Source organism: Comamonas aquatica NBRC 14918 (assembly GCF_000739875.1).
GTDB lineage: Bacteria > Pseudomonadota > Gammaproteobacteria > Burkholderiales > Burkholderiaceae_C > Comamonas > Comamonas aquatica.
The window spans coordinates 1-15,813 of record NZ_BBJR01000039.1 but is presented as its reverse complement, the minus strand read 5'-3'; the positions used below and the strand labels follow the sequence as shown (position 1 = coordinate 15,813).

Sequence of the window (15,813 nt, the reverse complement as noted above, 5' to 3'; positions counted from 1 at the left end):
TGAAAAGATAGCTTTCAGCGCTTGCTGAATCAGCGCTACAGGCCGATTTGATAGAGATCGCTACGGGTCAACCCCTGTCGCTGGGCCGACTGACGGCTGCACCCAGGCTTCCTAGATTGAAGGCATGAAAACCTTCAACTCTTACGCCGAACTGCGTGCCTGCGCAGGCCAGGAGGTCGCCGTCACCGACTGGACCACCATCACCCAGGAGCAGGTCAATCTGTTCGCCGATGCCACGGGCGATCACCAGTGGATCCACGTTGACCCCGTGCAGGCCGCGCAAGGCCCGTTTGGTGCGCCGATTGCGCATGGCTTCTTGTCCCTGTCGCTGCTGCCGCTGTTCTTCAGCCAGGCGGTGCACATTGCGGGCGCCACCATGGGGGTGAACTACGGCTTGAACAAGGTGCGCTTTCCCGCCCCCGTGCCCGTGGGCAGCCGCGTGCGCGCCCGGGTGGTGGTGCAGGCGGTTGAGCCCGTGGGCCCGGACAGCGTGCAGATCACCTGGCTGGTGACCGTGGAGCGCGAGGGGGGCGACAAGCCCGTGTGCGTGGCCGAATCGCTGTCGCGCAGCTACGGCGCGCCGATGGGCGCCTAGGCGGCGCGACAGGCTGCAGCGGCTTGGCCGCTGCAGTGGGTGCACCCGTTACTGGTCGCCGCTGGGGATCTGGCCTGCAGCCCGTGCGGCCTGGAAGTCGGCGATCACGGCCTCACGGGTCAGTGTGGAGCGGACCTGGGTCTCATCGGGGCGCAGCACGTTGCCGTCGCCTTCGGCGATCCGTCCGGCCGCGCGGGCGGCCTGGTAGTCGGCAATCACCTCGGCGCGGGTCAGACTGGACTGCAGGCTGACCTCGTCGGCACGTAGCAGGGTCTGGTCGCCGGCAAAAGCCGCGGTGGCGGACAGGGCAATCACAACACCCATGGTGCGAATGGCAAACATCTTCTTTCCTTTCATTCCTGTGACAAAAACTGCGCTTTCACAGCGCACAGGGGATAGAGCGGAAGCAGGCGTTGTCAGTTCAGTGTTTATTGCTCCTGTTTTTGCGAACACACTGTCGCGAAAATCGATCTAATCGTGCAATCAGCGGGTCAGCGGGCCGGCCCTTGCGGGGTCATGAAGCCGTTCTGGCGCCAGGCTTCGAACACGGTCACGGCCACGGCGTTGGACAGGTTCAGGCTGCGTTGGCCTTCGAGCATGGGCAGGCGCAGGCGCTGGGTGGTGGGAAAGGACTCGCGCAGTTGCGGCGCCAGGCCGCGCGTCTCGCAGCCGAACACGAACCAGTCGCCGGGCTGGAACTGCAGCGCATGCGCGGGCTGGCTGCCGTGGGTCGTCATGGCAAACATGCGGTCACGCGTCGGCAGCATGCGGTCCAGGAAGCTCTGCCAGTCGGCATGGCGCTGCACGCGCGCGTACTCGTGGTAATCCAGCCCGGCACGGCGCATGTGGCGGTCTTCCATGGAGAAGCCCAGGGGCTCGATCAGGTGCAGCTGGCAGCCTGTGTTGGCCGCCAGGCGGATCACGTTGCCCGTGTTGGGCGGGATTTCGGGTTCGACAAGAACGATATGGAACATGGCGGCGTATTGTCCGCTTTTGGCCTTGTCCCTGGGGCGCTCACGCTGTGCGCGCCAGGCACAGCACGCTGACGCTGCCGGCGCCCGCCTGCAGCAGGCACTGGCTGGCGCTGGCGAAGGTGGCGCCGGTGGTCATCACATCGTCCACCAGCAGGATGTGCCGGCCCGCAATCGCTGCCAGTTGCGCCTGCGGCACGGCAAATGCCTGGCGCAGATTGCGCAGGCGCTGGGCCCTTGTCAGTCCGCGCTGGGTCGGGGTGTCCCGGGTGCGCACCAGGGTGGTCAGCAACTGTTTGTGGCACGCAGCGCCCAGGTGTTGCACCAACTGCGCCGCCGGGTTGTAGCCCCGCGTGCGCAGGCGCTCGCTGGACAGCGGGATGGGCAGCAGCAGCTCGGCCTGTGCCACGGCCTGGGCGATGTCGGGGGCTTGCTGCATCCAGCCGGCCAGGTGCCGGGCCAGGCCGGGCTGCTGGCCCAGCTTCCAGTGGGTGATCAGCGTCTGCCAGGGGTAGCTGTAATCGCACCAGGCATGGGCTTGCACCCAGGGTGGCGGGTGCTGCAGGCACTGGCCGCAGCGTGGGCGCTCTGCGGCGATGCCTAGCAGTGCCAGTGCGCAGCCCGTACAGCGCCGTGGCGTGTGGTGAAAGCGCTGCCAGCAGGACTGGCACAGCACATCGCGGCAGGGCCAGGCGCGGCAGGCCCCGCATTGGCTGGGAAGCGACAGCGCCGCAGGCGCCAAACGGGATAGCCATGCTGGCCAGCGCAGTTGCATGGAATCAATATACTGCCGCGTTCCCTTGGGCCGCGATGCCGTGTGGCGGAGGGGTGCTTTTTGTGTATTGGCCTTTGCATGTCTGAAAACCTGCCCCCCACCATTGATCCCGTTGCCGCTGCGCGCTGGCACCAGGCGGCGCCTGTGCAGTCCCCCTGGTTGCACGAGGAGGTGGGGCGCCGGATGGAGGATCGCCTGCAATGGATCCGCCGCACGCCCCAGCGGTGGTGCGACTGGCAGCCGGTACGGGGCGGTCTGCAGGCCCACGATGCGGTGGCGCAGCGCTATGCCCAGGCCACCTGCTATGTGGTGGAAACGGCGCCGCGTATGCAGGCCGCTGCCCAGGCGCGCTGGTCCAAGCCCTGGTGGAGCCCCGACCGCTGGGCGGGCGCCAAAACCGTGGTTGGCCAGCCACCGGCTGGCAGTGTGGACCTGCTGTGGGCCAACATGCTGCTGCACACCCAGTCCCGCCCCGAGGACATGCTGCAGCAGTGGCACCAGGCCCTGGCAGTCGATGGTTTCGTGATGTTTTCCTGCCTGGGGCCCGACACGGTCAAGGAAATGCGGGACTTGTACCAGCTGCTTGGCTGGCCGGCTGCAGGCCACAACCTGACCGATATGCACGATTGGGGTGACATGTTGGTGCATGCCGGGTTTGCAGAGCCGGTAATGGACATGGAAACCATCACGCTGACCTTTGCCAGCCCCGAGCGCCTGCTGCAAGAGCTGCGCGAGCTGGGCTGCAACCTGCATCCCCAGCGCTTCGCCGGCTTGCGCGGCCGTGCATGGCTGGCACAGCTGCATGCGGCCCTGGGGCAGCACCTGCGGGTCGAGCACAGCGAAGGGCAGTTGGCCCTGACGTTTGAGCTGGTCTATGGCCATGCCTTCAAGCCAGCGCCGCGCGTGGCGCTGGAGGGCGAAAGCACGGTCTCGCTGGACCAGATGCGCAGCATGCTCAAGCAAGGCCGGGAGCAGGGTTTGCGATAGGCGAAACGCCGTTTTAGCTGCTTTGATTTACCGCAAAGCACACTACAATTTTTTCAAACTACTGATAGCAAGCACTGTCGCAGGGCCAAGGCCCGGGCATTGCAAAGCCAACGGCCCAAGGCCATCAGGGAGACAAAATTGGTGTGTCGCTATGCCTTGCAGACAGGCTGGATTGCAACCCCCGCGTCAGCCTGCAGTGTGTTTGTTTCTTTTCGCCGTGCATGCCAGCGTGCGTGTGTCCGGCACTTCCACCGATCGCTTTCTGCGCAACGTCCTACAGCACGTTGTCGCCGCAGTGCCTCGCTCTGCTTGAAATCCCTATGCGCCTCGGCCGACCCGTCGCGCAGACTGTGTCTGAGTCAGCTGGGCACATCGCGCCAGGCGCCCTGATCGCACCGCTGTGCCCACCGGCTGAACCGCCGTGATGCGGGCCAGCGCAGGCAACGGATTTCCAGAGGCTTAGATGCAAGTGAGAAGTATGAAAAGCAGAATCTTTCGACTGGTTTCTCTGTGCACCGCCGCGACATACGGGCTGGCCACGGCAGCGTATGCCGTCCAGGATTTGCCCGGTGGCCCCGCTGTCAAGCAATTGAACCTGCATCCACCGGTCACACGGATTGCGCAGGAGCAGCATTTCCTGCACTGGATGATGTTGTCCATCTGCGTGCTGATCTTCGTCGGCGTGTTCGCGGTGATGTTCTATTCCATCTGGAAGCACCGCAAGTCGCAGGGTGCCAAGGCGGCCAACTTCCATGAGTCGGCCACGGTCGAAGTGGTGTGGACGGTGATCCCCTTCATCATCGTGATCCTGATGGCCCTGCCGGCCACCAAGGTGCTGGTGGCGCAAAAGGACACGACAAATGCCGAGCTGACCATCAAGGTGACGGGCTACCAGTGGAAGTGGGGCTATGACTACCTCAAGGGCCCCGGCGAGGGGCTGAGCTTTCTGTCCACCCTGGACAGCAGCCACCGCGCCATGTCCGACAGCGGCAATCTCTCGAACGCCCCCAACGATTACCTGCTGCGGGTCGACAACCCGCTGGTCGTGCCGGTTGGCAAGAAGGTGCGCATCATCACCACCGCCAACGACGTGATCCACAGCTTCATGGTGCCGGCCTTCGGCATCAAGCAGGATGCGATTCCCGGCTTTGTGCGCGACACCTGGTTCAAGGCGGAAAAGCCCGGGGACTATTACGGCCAGTGTGCGGAGCTGTGTGGCAAGGAGCATGCCTACATGCCCATCCACGTGAAGGTGCTGGAAGCCACGGCGTATGCGGCCTGGGTGGAGCAGCAGCAGAAACTGGCGTCGGCCAAGCGCGACGACCCGACCAAGGAGTGGAAGCTGGACGAGCTGGTGGCGCGGGGTGCCAAGGTGTATGCGGCCAACTGTGCCGCCTGCCACCAGGCGAACGGCAAGGGGGCGGGGCCCATCAAGCCGCTGGATGGCAGTGCCCTGGTCAAGGGTTCGCTGGCGGAACCGATGCACGTGCTGCTGGAAGGGCGGGTGAATGGCACCATGCCTTCCTGGAAGCAACTGAGCGATGTGGAGCTGGCGGCCGTGCTCACCTACGTCAAGAACAACTGGAGCAACCACACCGGAGAGGCGGTGCAGCCTGCCCAGTTCACCGCCGCACGTGCCGGCAAGTTCCCTGAGGGCGGGACTGCTGCCCCTGCGGCACCCGCTGCCCCCGCCCCTGGTGCTGCGGCCGAGCCTGTGGCCTCCGTGGCTGCCCAGTCCTACCAGGTGTTCTTTGCCACGGGCCAGGGCAGCCTGGACGACCAGGCACTGGCCACTGTCCGGCAGGCGGCCCAGCAGTTGGCGGCGCAACCGAATGTGAAGATCGTGCTCTCCGGCTTTGTGGATGCCACGGGCAGCGCGCAAGTGAATGCGGAGCTGGCCAAGCAACGCGCCCAGGCGGTGGCCAAGGCGTTGACCGAGGCCGGGGTTGCGCCGGAACGCCTGGAGCTGCGCAAGCCCGAAACCATCACCGACAGTGCAGGTGCGAGCGACCAGGCCCGCCGCGTCGACATTCTGGCCGCGCAATGAGTGCAAGCACAAGACAGCGATTGGGAGATCTGTAGATGAGCGCCATTTACCCACCTTCTCACGATGCGGCACACGATGCGCACGGTGACCACCACCATGCCACGCCCACCGGCTGGCGCCGCTGGCTGTACGCCACCAACCACAAGGACATCGGCACGCTGTACCTGCTGTTCAGTTTCACCATGCTGATGGTGGGGGGCGTGCTGGCCCTGCTGATCCGGGCCGAGCTGTTCCAGCCCGGGCTGCAGCTGGTCAACCCCGAGCTGTTCAACCAACTGACCACCATGCATGGCCTGATCATGGTGTTCGGGGCCATCATGCCGGCCTTCGTGGGCTTTGCGAACTGGATGCTGCCGCTGCAGATCGGCGCCAGCGACATGGCGTTCGCGCGCATGAACAACTTCAGTTTCTGGCTGATGGTGCCGGCAGGGATGTTGCTGGTGGGCTCGTTCTTCATGCCCGGTGGCGCGCCTGCGGCCGGATGGACGCTGTATGCACCGCTGACACTGCAGATGGGCCCGTCCATGGACACCAGCATCTTCGCCATGCACATTCTGGGTGCCAGCTCCATCATGGGTTCGATCAACATCATCGTCACCATCCTGAACATGCGCGCGCCCGGCATGACGCTGATGAAGATGCCCATGTTCGCCTGGACCTGGCTGATCACCGCCTACCTGCTGATCGCCGTGATGCCGGTGCTGGCCGGTGCCATCACCATGACGTTGACCGATCGCCATTTCGGCACCAGCTTCTTCAACCCCGCAGGCGGTGGTGATCCGGTGATGTACCAGCACATCTTCTGGTTCTTCGGCCACCCCGAGGTCTACATCATGATCCTGCCGGCCTTCGGCATCATCAGCCAGATCGTGCCGGCCTTCAGCCGCAAGAAGCTGTTCGGCTATGCCTCCATGGTCTACGCGACCAGCTCGATCGCCATCCTGAGCTTCATCGTCTGGGCGCACCACATGTTCACCACGGGCATGCCGGTCACGGGGCAACTGTTCTTCATGTACTCCACCATGCTGATCTCCGTGCCCACTGCCGTGAAGATCTTCAACTGGGTGGCCACCATGTGGCGTGGCTCCATGACCTTCGAGACGCCCATGCTGTTCTCCGTGGGCTTCATCTTCGTGTTCACCATGGGCGGCTTCACCGGCCTGATCCTGTCGATGGCGCCCATCGACATCCAGCTGCAGGACACCTACTACGTGGTGGCGCACTTCCACTACGTGCTGGTGGCGGGCTCGCTGTTCTCCATGTTTGCGGCCTATTACTACTGGTCGCCCAAGTGGACCGGGGTGATGTATTCCGAAACGCGCGGCAAGATCCATTTCTGGGGCTCGCTGATTTTCTTCAACATCACCTTCTTCCCCATGCACTTCCTGGGCTTGGCCGGCATGCCACGCCGCTACGCCGACTATCCCATGCAGTTCGCCGATTTCAACGCGGTGGCTTCGGTGGGGGCCTTTGGCTTCGGTCTGATGCAGGTCTACTTCTTCGTGGCCGTGGTCCTGCCTGCCATGCGTGGCAAGGGGGAGAAGGCGCCGCAAAAGCCCTGGGAAGCCGCCGAGGGCCTGGAGTGGGAGGTGCCTTCGCCCGCGCCCTTCCACACGTTTGAAACACCTCCCAAACTGGACAGCACGGCCACCCGTGTGATTGGATGACACCATGACCAAGACAACGCACTGCAATGCCATGGACGACCGTACCGAGGCCTGGATGCTGCAGCGCCAGCGCAATGCGCGCATGGGCTGGATTCTGGGCTCGATCGCTGTGGCCTTTTTTGTCGGCTTTGTGGCCAAGATGGCCCTGCTGGGCGGCTGACCGCTGCGGAGTGCCGAGATGAACAAGCGCCGCGCCAATCTACAGATGGTCACCAAGCTGTTGGTGATCACCGTGGGCATGTTTGCGTTTGGCTACGCGCTGATCCCCATCTACCGCCATGTGTGCGAGGCGCTGGGCATCAACATCCTCAGCATCTCCGAACGCCAGGTGCCCGGCAATGGCGCGGTGGGCCGGTTGCCGGCCAACACCCAGGTCGATACCAGCCGCACCATCACGGTGGAATTCGACGCGAATGCGCGCGGCCCCTGGGACTTCAAGCCCGAGCGCCATTCCCTGCAGGTGCATCCAGGCGAACTGGCCACGGTGATGTATGAGTTCCAGAACGTGCAGGACCGGGCCATGGCCGCGCAGGCCGTGCCCAGTTATGCGCCGCGCCAGGCCGCCCCCCATTTCGTGAAGATGGAGTGTTTCTGCTTCAACCAGTACGAACTGGCGCCGGGCGAGAAGAAGGAATGGCCCGTGGCCTTCGTGATCGATCCGCGCATTCCCAAGGATGTGACCACCATCACCTTGTCGTACACCTTTTTCGAGGTGGGCGGGCGCATTCCCGCAGCGCCGGTGGCGGCCAATGCCTCCGCCGCGGGAGCAGGGGGGGCATCTTGAGCACCTCGCCCAATCCCACGCCCTCGTTCTGGCGCACGATCAAGGCCGTGGCCTGGTCGCTGCTGGGGGTGCGCAAAGGCAGCGAGTGGCAGCAGGACGCTGCGCAGGTCCGGCCGCTGCAGATCGTGGCCGTGGGCCTGGTGGCGATCTTTGCGTTCGTGCTGTTGTTGATCTGGGTGGTGAATTGGGTGGTCTAGCGCACAGCGCCGGGCCGCAAGAGCAATCGTTTTGACGCGTGATGACAGGAGCTGACATGGCGACACCGCACACTGCAAGCACACCGTACTACTTTGTGCCTGCCGAATCCGGCCACCCCATCTGGGCGGCCGCTGGCCTGTTTTTCGTGGTGCTGGGCGCCGGCATGTGGATCAACGACCACCAGTGGGGCATGTGGAGCCTGCTGTTTGGCATGGTCTGGTGGCTGGTGGTGCTGTTCCGCTGGTTCCGCGAGGCCGCGCAGGAAAGCGAACGCGGCCTGTTCGGGCGCAAGATCGATCTGTCCTACCGCTGGAGCATGAGCTGGTTCATCTTCTCGGAAGTCATGTTCTTCGGCGCCTTCTTCACCGCGCTGTGGTGGGGGCGGGCGCACTCGGTGCCTGCGCTGGGCAGCCTGGACAACGCCTTGCTGTGGCCCAACTTCTCGGCGGTCTGGCCCAGCGTCATGCCGGGGGCCACGGCCTCCCCGGCTGGCACGGTGGAGCCTTTCCAGACCGTGGGGCCGTTCTGGCTGCCCACCATCAACACCGCACTGCTGCTGACCTCGGGCGTGACGCTGACCATTGCCCACCACGCCCTGCGCCTGGGGCAGCGCGCTAAGACGATCGGTTTCATGTGGCTCACGGTGCTGCTGGGCATCACCTTCCTGTGCGTGCAGGGCTATGAATACTTCCACCTGTACACGGACCTGAACCTCAAGCTCAACTCCGGCATCTTCGGCTCCACCTTCTACCTGCTGACGGGCTTCCACGGCTTGCACGTGTTTGTCGGCATGCTGATGCTGCTGTTCATCACCCTGCGCCTGCAAAGCGGCCATTTCACGGCCGAGCGGCATTTCGGCTTTGAAGGGGCAGCCTGGTACTGGCACTTTGTGGACGTGGTCTGGCTGGGCCTGTACGTGCTGGTCTACTGGATGTGAACGCCGCCAGGGCCTGCGCCCTGGCAGGGGAGGGAGTTTTGAAAAAAAGAGAGCAGCTAGCGCACGTCAATCCAAGGATTCAATATCCAAGCATATTGAATGCCTCAGAAATCCAGCGCAAGCAGCTCTCTTTTTTATGTCATGCAGCGCGCAGCAAGCCCGTGGGTTGGATGTACCCCAGCTTCCATGCCAGCAGCAGGCACAGGAACAGCACCACGGACAGCCCCACGCGCCAGGCCAGTGCGCGGGCCATGCGTTGGCTGCGCTGGGCATCGTTGGCGCCATCGTCGCCTTTGCGCAGCAGGAAGAACCCTGCCGCCGCCAGGCAGGCCAGGATCGCCAGAAAGAACAAAGCCACTGCGTATGTCATGCGGCCCATTATGGGGAGCTGCCCATGATGCGCAAGCGGGGCAACCTGTGGCGCTGGCTGGCCACCCTGGGCGGCATGCTGGGGGTGGGCGTGGCCATCTCGCTGGGGTTCTGGCAGCTGGACCGGGCGGTGCAAAAGCAGCAGCGGCACCTGGCGATGCAGGTCCAGGCCGCGGCACAGCCCCTGGATGCCACCGGCGTGCAGCAGGCACTGCAGGCCCAGGCTGGCGATGTGCAGGCGCTGCTGTACCGGCCGGTGGTGCTGCAAGGCCAGTGGCTGCCGGCGCACAGCATCTACCTGGACAACCGGCAGATGCAGGGCCGCCCGGGCTTTTATGTGTTCACCCCCCTGCAACTGGGCAGCGGCCAGACCGTGCTGGTGCAGCGTGGCTGGATTGCGCGCAATTTCCAGGACCGGCAGGCCTTGCAGGCGGTGCAGACCCCAGCGGGCCCGGTGACGGTGCCGGGCTGGCTGGCCGGTCCACCCGCCCGTCTTTACGAGCTGGGCGATGCCCAGGCCAGCAACGCCCAGCACCCGCAGATCCGGCAGAACCTGGACCTGGAGGCCTTTGCCCAGGCCAGTGGCCTGCCCCTGTGGCCGGTGACCGTGGTCCAGGCCGGTGCCGCCAGCGAAGGCCTGATGCGCGCCTGGCCGCAGCCAAGCAGCGGTGTTGCCACCCACCACGGTTATGCCTTCCAATGGTTCGCCATCTCGGCCGTCCTGGCGGTGATGGTTCTGTGGTTTCAATGGCTGCGTCCATTGCGTAACGTCCAGGCTTCCCATGTCGCACAACCAGACTGATTTGCAGCCCCTGGGGCTGACCGTCCACAACCCACCCAGCATCCAGGCCTTGCGCGCGCAGGCCCATGACGCCCAACGCCAGCGCACGGGGCGCTGGAAGATGCTGGCCGTGCTGCTGGTCTGCGCCGCCCCGGTGGTGGCGTCCTATTTCACGTACTACGTGATCCGCCCAGAGGGGCGGCGCAATTTTGGTGAATTGATCGAACCGCAGCGTGCCCTGCCTGTCGGCCTGGTGGCCCGCACCCTGCAGGGGCAGGAAGTGCCGCTGGCCCAGTTGCAGGGGCAGTGGCTGCTGCTCAGTACTGCGCCCGGTGCCTGCGATGCCGCGTGCGAGCAGCATTTGTACCTGCAGCGCCAACTGCGTGAGAGCCTGGGCCGCGACAAGGACCGTGTCGACTGGGTGTGGCTGATCCAGGATGGCCAGCTGCCGCCCGCGCGGTTGCAGGCGGCCTTGCAATCGGCCCAGGTGCTGCAGGTCGATGCTGCCGCCTTGGGCGCCTGGCTGCAGCCTGCCGCCGGGCATGCGCTGTCGGAGCACCTGTATGTGATTGACCCGCAAGGCCACTGGATGCTGCGCTTTCCCGCGGGCCTGCAGGCCGCCGACGCCGCCAAGGCCCGGCGCGATCTGGAGCGCTTGCTGCGGGCCTCGTCCTCGTGGGACCAGCCGGGACGCTGACATGGCGCAAACCCGGGCTTGCGGGGGGCCTTCGCCAGTCGGTTATGGTTGCGGCATGGACCGCCTGAATTTGTCGAAGATTGCCATGCACAGAAGAAATGCCTTGCAGACCCTGATTGCAGGGGCTTTTGCCACCGGGGCTGTCACCCTGCTTGCCGGGTGCAAGCCTACGCCGATCAAGTTCGAGGGCGTGGACATCACCGGCGCCGAGTACGGCAAGGACTTTCCGTTGCCGGATGCTAAGGGCCAGCGCCGTTCCGTGAAGGATTTCGCTGGCCAGGTGGTGGTGGTGTTCTTTGGCTATACCCAGTGCCCGGATGTCTGCCCAACGACCCTGCAGGAGCTGGTGGAGGCCAAGGCCTTGCTGGGGGCGCAGGGCGAACGCCTGCAAGGGGTGTTTGTGTCGCTGGACCCGGACCGCGACACCCCCGAAGTGCTGCGCGCCTATGCCGAGGCCTTCGATCCCCGGATGGTGGCGCTGACCGGCTCCAAGGACGACATCGCGGCCGTGGCCAAGGACTTCAAGGTTTTCTTCAAGAAGGTCGAGGGCCGCCAGCCAGGCAGCTATACGTTGGACCATTCGGCGGGCCTGTACCTCTACGATCCCCAGGGACGCTTGCGCGTCTACCACCGCTATGGGCAGGGCGCGCAGGCGTTGGCCAAGGATGCCAAGGCTTTGCTGGATGAAGCTGCAGCCGTCTAAGCCTTCCGCCCGCCGCGGGCAGCGGGGTGCATGCCGCCGTTGCCAGGCGTGTGCCCATGTGACCGCGCATGTAAGTCAGGCTGGCTGCTGGACGGCGGTGAGCAGCCATCGGGCTGGTACATGAGCAATACCGGATTCGCCCCAGCATCTCACCCTGCGGCCCGGTCGGGCGGCGCAGCCCCGGCGGCGGAGGAGGCGATGCTGAACGACTGGATGCTGGAGGCGTGGAATGCCGCGCCCGACGGCATCCTGTTGATTGATCCGCAGGGGCGCATCCTGGTGAGCAATTCCGCGATGGGCTTGATCTCGGGCTTCTCGGCCGAGGAGTTGCGTGGACAGCCGGTGGAAATTCTCCTGCCCGAAGCCTTGCATGCACAGCACCGGGGGGATCTGCAACAGTTCTTCCAGCAGCCGCGCAGGCACAACATGGGGCAGGGGCGCATCCTGTGGCTGCAGCGCAAAGACCGGGTGCAGATTCCCGTGGACATCGCCCTGGGCAGCTTCTTGCGCAAGGGGCAGCCCTTGGTGGCGGCTTTTGTGCGGGATGTCACCGACATGCGGCGCATGGAAGAGCGCATGCAGTACCAGGCCACGCACGATACGCTCACAGGCCTGGGCAACCGTTGGGTATTCCAGCAGCACTTGCAGGAGTGCATGCAGCAGGCCCAGGTCACGGGCGAGCCATCGGCCCTGCTTTTGCTGGACCTGGACAATTTCAAGGCCATCAATGATGGCTATGGCCACCCGGCAGGCGACCATGTGCTGCAGGAAGTGGCCAAGCGCCTGAAGGCGGTGCTGCGCAGCCAGGGCTGGCTGGCACGCCTGGGGGGCGACGAGTTTGCCGTGCTGCTGCCCCATGCCGATGGCGACGTTGCGGCCCAGTGGGCCGAACAGATCCTGCATGCCATGCAGGCGCCTTGTGCGTGGGGGCAGGTGCAACTCGAGTTTGGCACCAGCATCGGGGTGGCTCTCTCTCCGCTGGACGCACGCGATCCTCCCAGCTTGATGCGCTGTGCGGACATGGCGATGTACCGCGCCAAGGAACGCGGCCGCGGCAATTTTGTGTTCTATGAGGAAAGCATGGGCCACGCCATGGCCGAGAAAGTGCTGCTGTCGGAGCGCCTGCGGCTGGCCCTGGGCTATGGCGGCATTCAGTTGCACTACCAGCCCCAGATCGAAACGGCCACAGGCAAGGTCTGTGGTGTGGAAGCCCTGCTGCGCTGGACCGATCCTGTGCTGGGGGAGATCCCGCCGGATCGCTTCATTCCGGTCGCAGAGTCTTCGGGATTGATCCTGGGGCTGGGCAGCTATGTGCTGGATGCTGCATGCCGGCAGATCCGCGCATGGATGGACCAAGAACGCCCCGTGCGGGTGGCGATCAACCTGTCGCCCCAGCAACTGCGCCAGCACAACCTGGTGGACCAGGTGCGCGCGGCCCTGGTGCGGCACCAGGTACCCGCCCACTGGCTGGAGCTGGAGGTGACCGAGTCCCAGGCCATGCAGGATCCGGAGCATGCCTGCCGCGTGCTGGGAGAGCTGGCGGAGCTGGGGGTGGGACTGGCGCTGGATGATTTTGGCAACGGGCATTCATCGCTGGCCTATTTGCAGTTCTTGCCGGTCCGTCGCTTGAAGCTGGGCAAGGATTTCATGCGCCCCGGTCGCCTGGGGGACAAGTTGCTGGGCGCCATGGTGCAGCTGTGCCATGCCCTGGAGCTGGACATGGTGGCCGAGGGGGTGGAGACCGAGGCCCAGCGGGCGCAGCTGGAAAAGCTGGGGTGCCGGTGCTACCAGGGCTGGCTGTCGTCCAAGGCCCTGAGCGCGTCACAGTTTGATGCCTGGCGTGTGCAGCTCCTGTGAGTGAGCACCGCCCGCACGGGAGGGATCGGCCATAAAAGCCGCCACAGAGGGGCGGCTTGGCGATCCAGGGCGCGTGCGATTTACTGGTTGCTGATTTTCTGTTCCTTGATCAGGCGGCTGAGTTCCTGGGTGTCTTTCTGCACACGGTTGGCCAGACCTTCGGGCGAGGTGGCCACCATCTGCCAGCCCTGTTGAAACAGTTTTTCGCGCACTTCCGGGGTGCGGGCAATGTCTACCAGCATGCCAGCCAGCTTGGTGCGCAGGGCCTCAGGCATGCTGCGGGGGGCCGCAAACGCATTCCAGATCTGCAGGTCAAAGTCTTTGATGCCGGCTTCCGCCAGGCTGGGTACCCCGGGTGCCAGCGCGCTGCGCCCGCTGGAAGTCACCCCAATCAGCCGCAATTTGCCGGCTTGCGCCTGGGACAGTGCCAGCGCTGGTGGCAGCAGGGCCATCTGCAGCTGCCCGCCCAGCATGGCGGTGGCAACCTGGGGGTAGCCGCTGTAGGGGATGTGGATCGGGGCGATGCCGCTGCGGACCTTGAGCAGTTCGGTGCCCAGATGGCCGATGGTGCCAATCCCCGGAGTGCCATAGCTCCACTTGTCGCTGGCGGCGCGTGCGGCCGCAAAGAAGGCCTTGGCATCGGCGTTCCTGGGCACACCAGGTTGCTCGACCGGTGCGGTCAGCACCAGCGGGGACACCCCGATGAGGGAGAGTGGAGCCAGGTCCTTGAGCGGGTCGTAGGGGGCCGCAGGGTTGAGGATTTTGGCAATCGTCATGTTGCCGTTGATCATCAGGCCGATGGTGTGGTCGTCCTTGGCGCGCGCGACTTCGGCGGCACCAATGTTGCCACCTGCGCCCACCTTGTTTTCCACGATGACGGGTTGTCCCAGCAGCTTGGACAGAGGATCGGCAAAGGTGCGGGCGGTCAGATCCGGCGAGGAGCCCCCCGGGAAGCCCACCACGATGCGCACGGGCTTGGATGGCCAGTCGGCGGCAAAGGCCAGATGGGTGCTGGCGGCGGCCACCAATGCGGTGCCTGCAGCCAGGACAGAACGTCGGGTGAAGGGGCGGAGAAAGTTCATGGTGGTCATGGATGCGGAGAAACTGCGAGAAATCTATCGGCTTGGGTGGAAAAAACAAAGCCCGGAAATTATCCGGGCTTGGTGAGGTCTGCACACTGGCGTATTAGGGGCAAATGGTGCCGCAGCGCATTCAGGCAAACTCGGTCAGCGCTTTTTTCATCTTTTTCATGGCTGCCACCTCAATCTGGCGAATGCGCTCGGCGCTCACGCCGTATTCGGCGGCCAGTTCGTGCAGGGTCATGCCCCCGGAGCCATCATCGTTGACCTTCAGCCAGCGTTCTTCCACGATGCGGCGGCTGCGCGCATCCAGGCTGTCCAGCGCCTGGGCGATGCCGTCGGTGGCCAGCACATCGCGCTGGCGCGACTCAATCATCTGCGTGGGTTCGTGCGCAGCGTCGGACAGGTAGGCAATCGGGCCGAAGGCATGCTCGCCATCATCGCTGGGCGAAGGGTCCAGCAAGACGTCACCGCCAGCCAGGCGTGTTTCCATTTCCATGACCTCTTCACGCTTGACGTTCAGTTTGGCGGCCATGGCGTCGATCTGTTGCTCGGTCAGCGTATCGCGCAGGGTCAGTTCGTCGTCCAGGGCGGCATCGGCCTGCATGCCTTGTTTCATGGAGCGCAGGTTGAAGAACAGCTTGCGCTGGGCTTTGGTGGTGGCCACCTTGACCATGCGCCAGTTCTTCAGAATGTATTCGTGGATCTCGGCCTTGATCCAGTGCATGGCGTAGCTGACCAGGCGCACATTCTGTGCGGGGTCAAAGCGCTTGACAGCCTTCATCAAGCCGACGTTGCCTTCCTGGATCAGGTCACCCTGGGGCAGGCCATAGCCCAGATACTGGCGCGAGATGGAGACCACCAGACGCAAGTGGGACATGATCAGGCGCCCGGCGGCATCCAGGTCGTTGTGTTCTTTGAGCTTGCGCGCGTAGTCTTGCTCTTCCTCTTGGGTGAGCATGGGCAACCGGTTCACGGCCGTGATGTAGGCATCCAGATTGCCCAGAGGTGGCACCAAGGCCCAAGGATTTGCAGGTGCCAAGGCCGAAGCCGCAACGGTGCCGGTGGTATAGGTCATTGCAGTCATCCTTTCATCCATTGCTTCATGTTAGCACTCTCTGTGATTGAGTGCTAAGTCAGAAGTTCCCAAGCTTTTGCGGCTGCGGGAAATATCAAGCAGGGTGGCCGCACGGATGTGGAGGGCCCAGGCATGCGGCCCTGCCCGCATGCTGGATCAGTGCCGGTGGTTGACGCGCCGCGACAGGAACTCGCCGGCGAACTGCACGATGGACACCAGCGCCACCAGTGAGGTTGCCCCTAAAAAGGGGAGTTCTTAGCTTTGTCCAAAATGTAGACAAGGAGCTAA

18 protein-coding genes are annotated in these 15,813 nt (G+C 64.4%); 12 read left to right on the top strand and 6 right to left on the bottom strand.

What is annotated here, in order from left to right; genetic code table 11:
• Window positions 1-124: 124 nt before the first annotated feature.
• Window positions 125-595, top strand: coding sequence for a MaoC family dehydratase (locus tag CA2_RS07975; protein ID WP_042415025.1), 471 nt, complete (start codon window positions 125-127; stop codon window positions 593-595).
• Window positions 596-643: 48 nt separating this feature from the next.
• Here the strand turns inward: CA2_RS07975 and CA2_RS07970 are convergent, their stop codons facing one another.
• From CA2_RS07970 to CA2_RS07960, 3 genes are all read right to left on the bottom strand, one after another.
• On the bottom strand, window positions 644-937 hold the full coding sequence (locus tag CA2_RS07970) for a DUF4148 domain-containing protein (RefSeq protein ID WP_043381103.1): 294 nt from the start codon (window positions 935-937) through the stop codon (window positions 644-646).
• 149 nt (window positions 938-1,086) lie between these two features.
• A complete protein-coding gene (gene trmL, locus CA2_RS07965) occupies window positions 1,087-1,569 on the bottom strand; it encodes a tRNA (uridine(34)/cytosine(34)/5-carboxymethylaminomethyluridine(34)-2'-O)-methyltransferase TrmL (RefSeq protein ID WP_042415019.1) in 483 nt (160 codons plus the stop codon).
• 40 nt (window positions 1,570-1,609) lie between these two features.
• Window positions 1,610-2,110 carry a ComF family protein gene (locus CA2_RS07960; protein ID WP_169741459.1) on the bottom strand — a complete coding sequence of 167 codons (501 nt, stop codon included), beginning with the start codon at window positions 2,108-2,110 and terminating at the stop codon, window positions 1,610-1,612.
• 309 nt (window positions 2,111-2,419) lie between these two features.
• Between CA2_RS07960 and CA2_RS07955 the strand changes: the two genes are divergently transcribed.
• The 7 genes from CA2_RS07955 to CA2_RS07930 all read left to right on the top strand — a co-directional run bounded on the left by CA2_RS07955 (window position 2,420) and on the right by CA2_RS07930 (window position 8,961).
• Complete coding sequence (locus CA2_RS07955; protein ID WP_042415015.1) at window positions 2,420-3,328, top strand: methyltransferase domain-containing protein; 909 nt, start codon at window positions 2,420-2,422, stop codon at window positions 3,326-3,328.
• Window positions 3,329-3,806: 478 nt separating this feature from the next.
• The gene (coxB, locus tag CA2_RS07950; protein WP_042415012.1) at window positions 3,807-5,375 is read left to right on the top strand and encodes a cytochrome c oxidase subunit II; all 1,569 of its coding nucleotides are present in this window, start codon (window positions 3,807-3,809) and stop codon (window positions 5,373-5,375) included.
• A gap of 35 nt (window positions 5,376-5,410) precedes the next feature.
• Window positions 5,411-7,042 carry a cytochrome c oxidase subunit I gene (gene ctaD / locus CA2_RS07945; protein ID WP_042415009.1) on the top strand — a complete coding sequence of 544 codons (1,632 nt, stop codon included), beginning with the start codon at window positions 5,411-5,413 and terminating at the stop codon, window positions 7,040-7,042.
• A 4-nt stretch (window positions 7,043-7,046) separates the two neighbouring features.
• Window positions 7,047-7,202 carry a cytochrome oxidase small assembly protein gene (locus CA2_RS17965; protein ID WP_156105986.1) on the top strand — a complete coding sequence of 52 codons (156 nt, stop codon included), beginning with the start codon at window positions 7,047-7,049 and terminating at the stop codon, window positions 7,200-7,202.
• An 18-nt stretch (window positions 7,203-7,220) separates the two neighbouring features.
• Window positions 7,221-7,826, top strand: coding sequence for a cytochrome c oxidase assembly protein (locus CA2_RS07940; RefSeq protein WP_042415006.1), 606 nt, complete (start codon window positions 7,221-7,223; stop codon window positions 7,824-7,826).
• A complete protein-coding gene (locus tag CA2_RS18245; protein WP_042415003.1) occupies window positions 7,823-8,023 on the top strand; it encodes a DUF2970 domain-containing protein in 201 nt (66 codons plus the stop codon). The genes CA2_RS07940 and CA2_RS18245 overlap by 4 nt, the downstream gene beginning before the upstream one ends.
• Window positions 8,024-8,079: 56 nt before the next feature.
• Window positions 8,080-8,961: a cytochrome c oxidase subunit 3 gene (locus tag CA2_RS07930; RefSeq protein WP_042415000.1), complete on the top strand. Its 882-nt coding sequence runs from the start codon at window positions 8,080-8,082 to the stop codon at window positions 8,959-8,961.
• Window positions 8,962-9,100: 139 nt separating this feature from the next.
• Here the strand turns inward: CA2_RS07930 and CA2_RS07925 are convergent, their stop codons facing one another.
• On the bottom strand, window positions 9,101-9,331 hold the full coding sequence (locus CA2_RS07925; protein ID WP_155895360.1) for a twin transmembrane helix small protein: 231 nt from the start codon (window positions 9,329-9,331) through the stop codon (window positions 9,101-9,103).
• A gap of 24 nt (window positions 9,332-9,355) precedes the next feature.
• On the opposite strand from CA2_RS07925, the gene CA2_RS07920 reads away from it, so the two are divergent.
• From CA2_RS07920 to CA2_RS07905, 4 genes are all read left to right on the top strand, one after another.
• Window positions 9,356-10,132 carry an SURF1 family protein gene (locus CA2_RS07920; RefSeq protein ID WP_245620911.1) on the top strand — a complete coding sequence of 259 codons (777 nt, stop codon included), beginning with the start codon at window positions 9,356-9,358 and terminating at the stop codon, window positions 10,130-10,132.
• Window positions 10,113-10,808, top strand: a complete 696-nt coding sequence (locus CA2_RS07915) for a redox-active disulfide-containing membrane protein (RefSeq protein ID WP_042414996.1) — start codon at window positions 10,113-10,115, stop codon at window positions 10,806-10,808. The genes CA2_RS07920 and CA2_RS07915 overlap by 20 nt, the downstream gene beginning before the upstream one ends.
• 85 nt (window positions 10,809-10,893) lie before the next feature.
• The gene (locus CA2_RS07910) at window positions 10,894-11,511 is read left to right on the top strand and encodes an SCO family protein (RefSeq protein WP_042415066.1); all 618 of its coding nucleotides are present in this window, start codon (window positions 10,894-10,896) and stop codon (window positions 11,509-11,511) included.
• Between the two features lie 120 nt (window positions 11,512-11,631).
• The gene (locus tag CA2_RS07905) at window positions 11,632-13,368 is read left to right on the top strand and encodes a putative bifunctional diguanylate cyclase/phosphodiesterase (protein ID WP_169741458.1); all 1,737 of its coding nucleotides are present in this window, start codon (window positions 11,632-11,634) and stop codon (window positions 13,366-13,368) included.
• A gap of 80 nt (window positions 13,369-13,448) precedes the next feature.
• Here CA2_RS07905 and CA2_RS07900 read toward each other — a convergent pair whose 3' ends face one another.
• Both CA2_RS07900 and rpoH read right to left on the bottom strand, forming a co-directional pair.
• Window positions 13,449-14,450 (bottom strand): Bug family tripartite tricarboxylate transporter substrate binding protein, encoded by a 1,002-nt coding sequence (locus CA2_RS07900; protein WP_245620910.1) that lies wholly within the window; start codon window positions 14,448-14,450, stop codon window positions 13,449-13,451.
• A 130-nt stretch (window positions 14,451-14,580) separates the two neighbouring features.
• Window positions 14,581-15,525 carry an RNA polymerase sigma factor RpoH gene (gene rpoH / locus CA2_RS07895; RefSeq protein ID WP_042414991.1) on the bottom strand — a complete coding sequence of 315 codons (945 nt, stop codon included), beginning with the start codon at window positions 15,523-15,525 and terminating at the stop codon, window positions 14,581-14,583.
• Window positions 15,526-15,813: the final 288 nt, after the last annotated feature.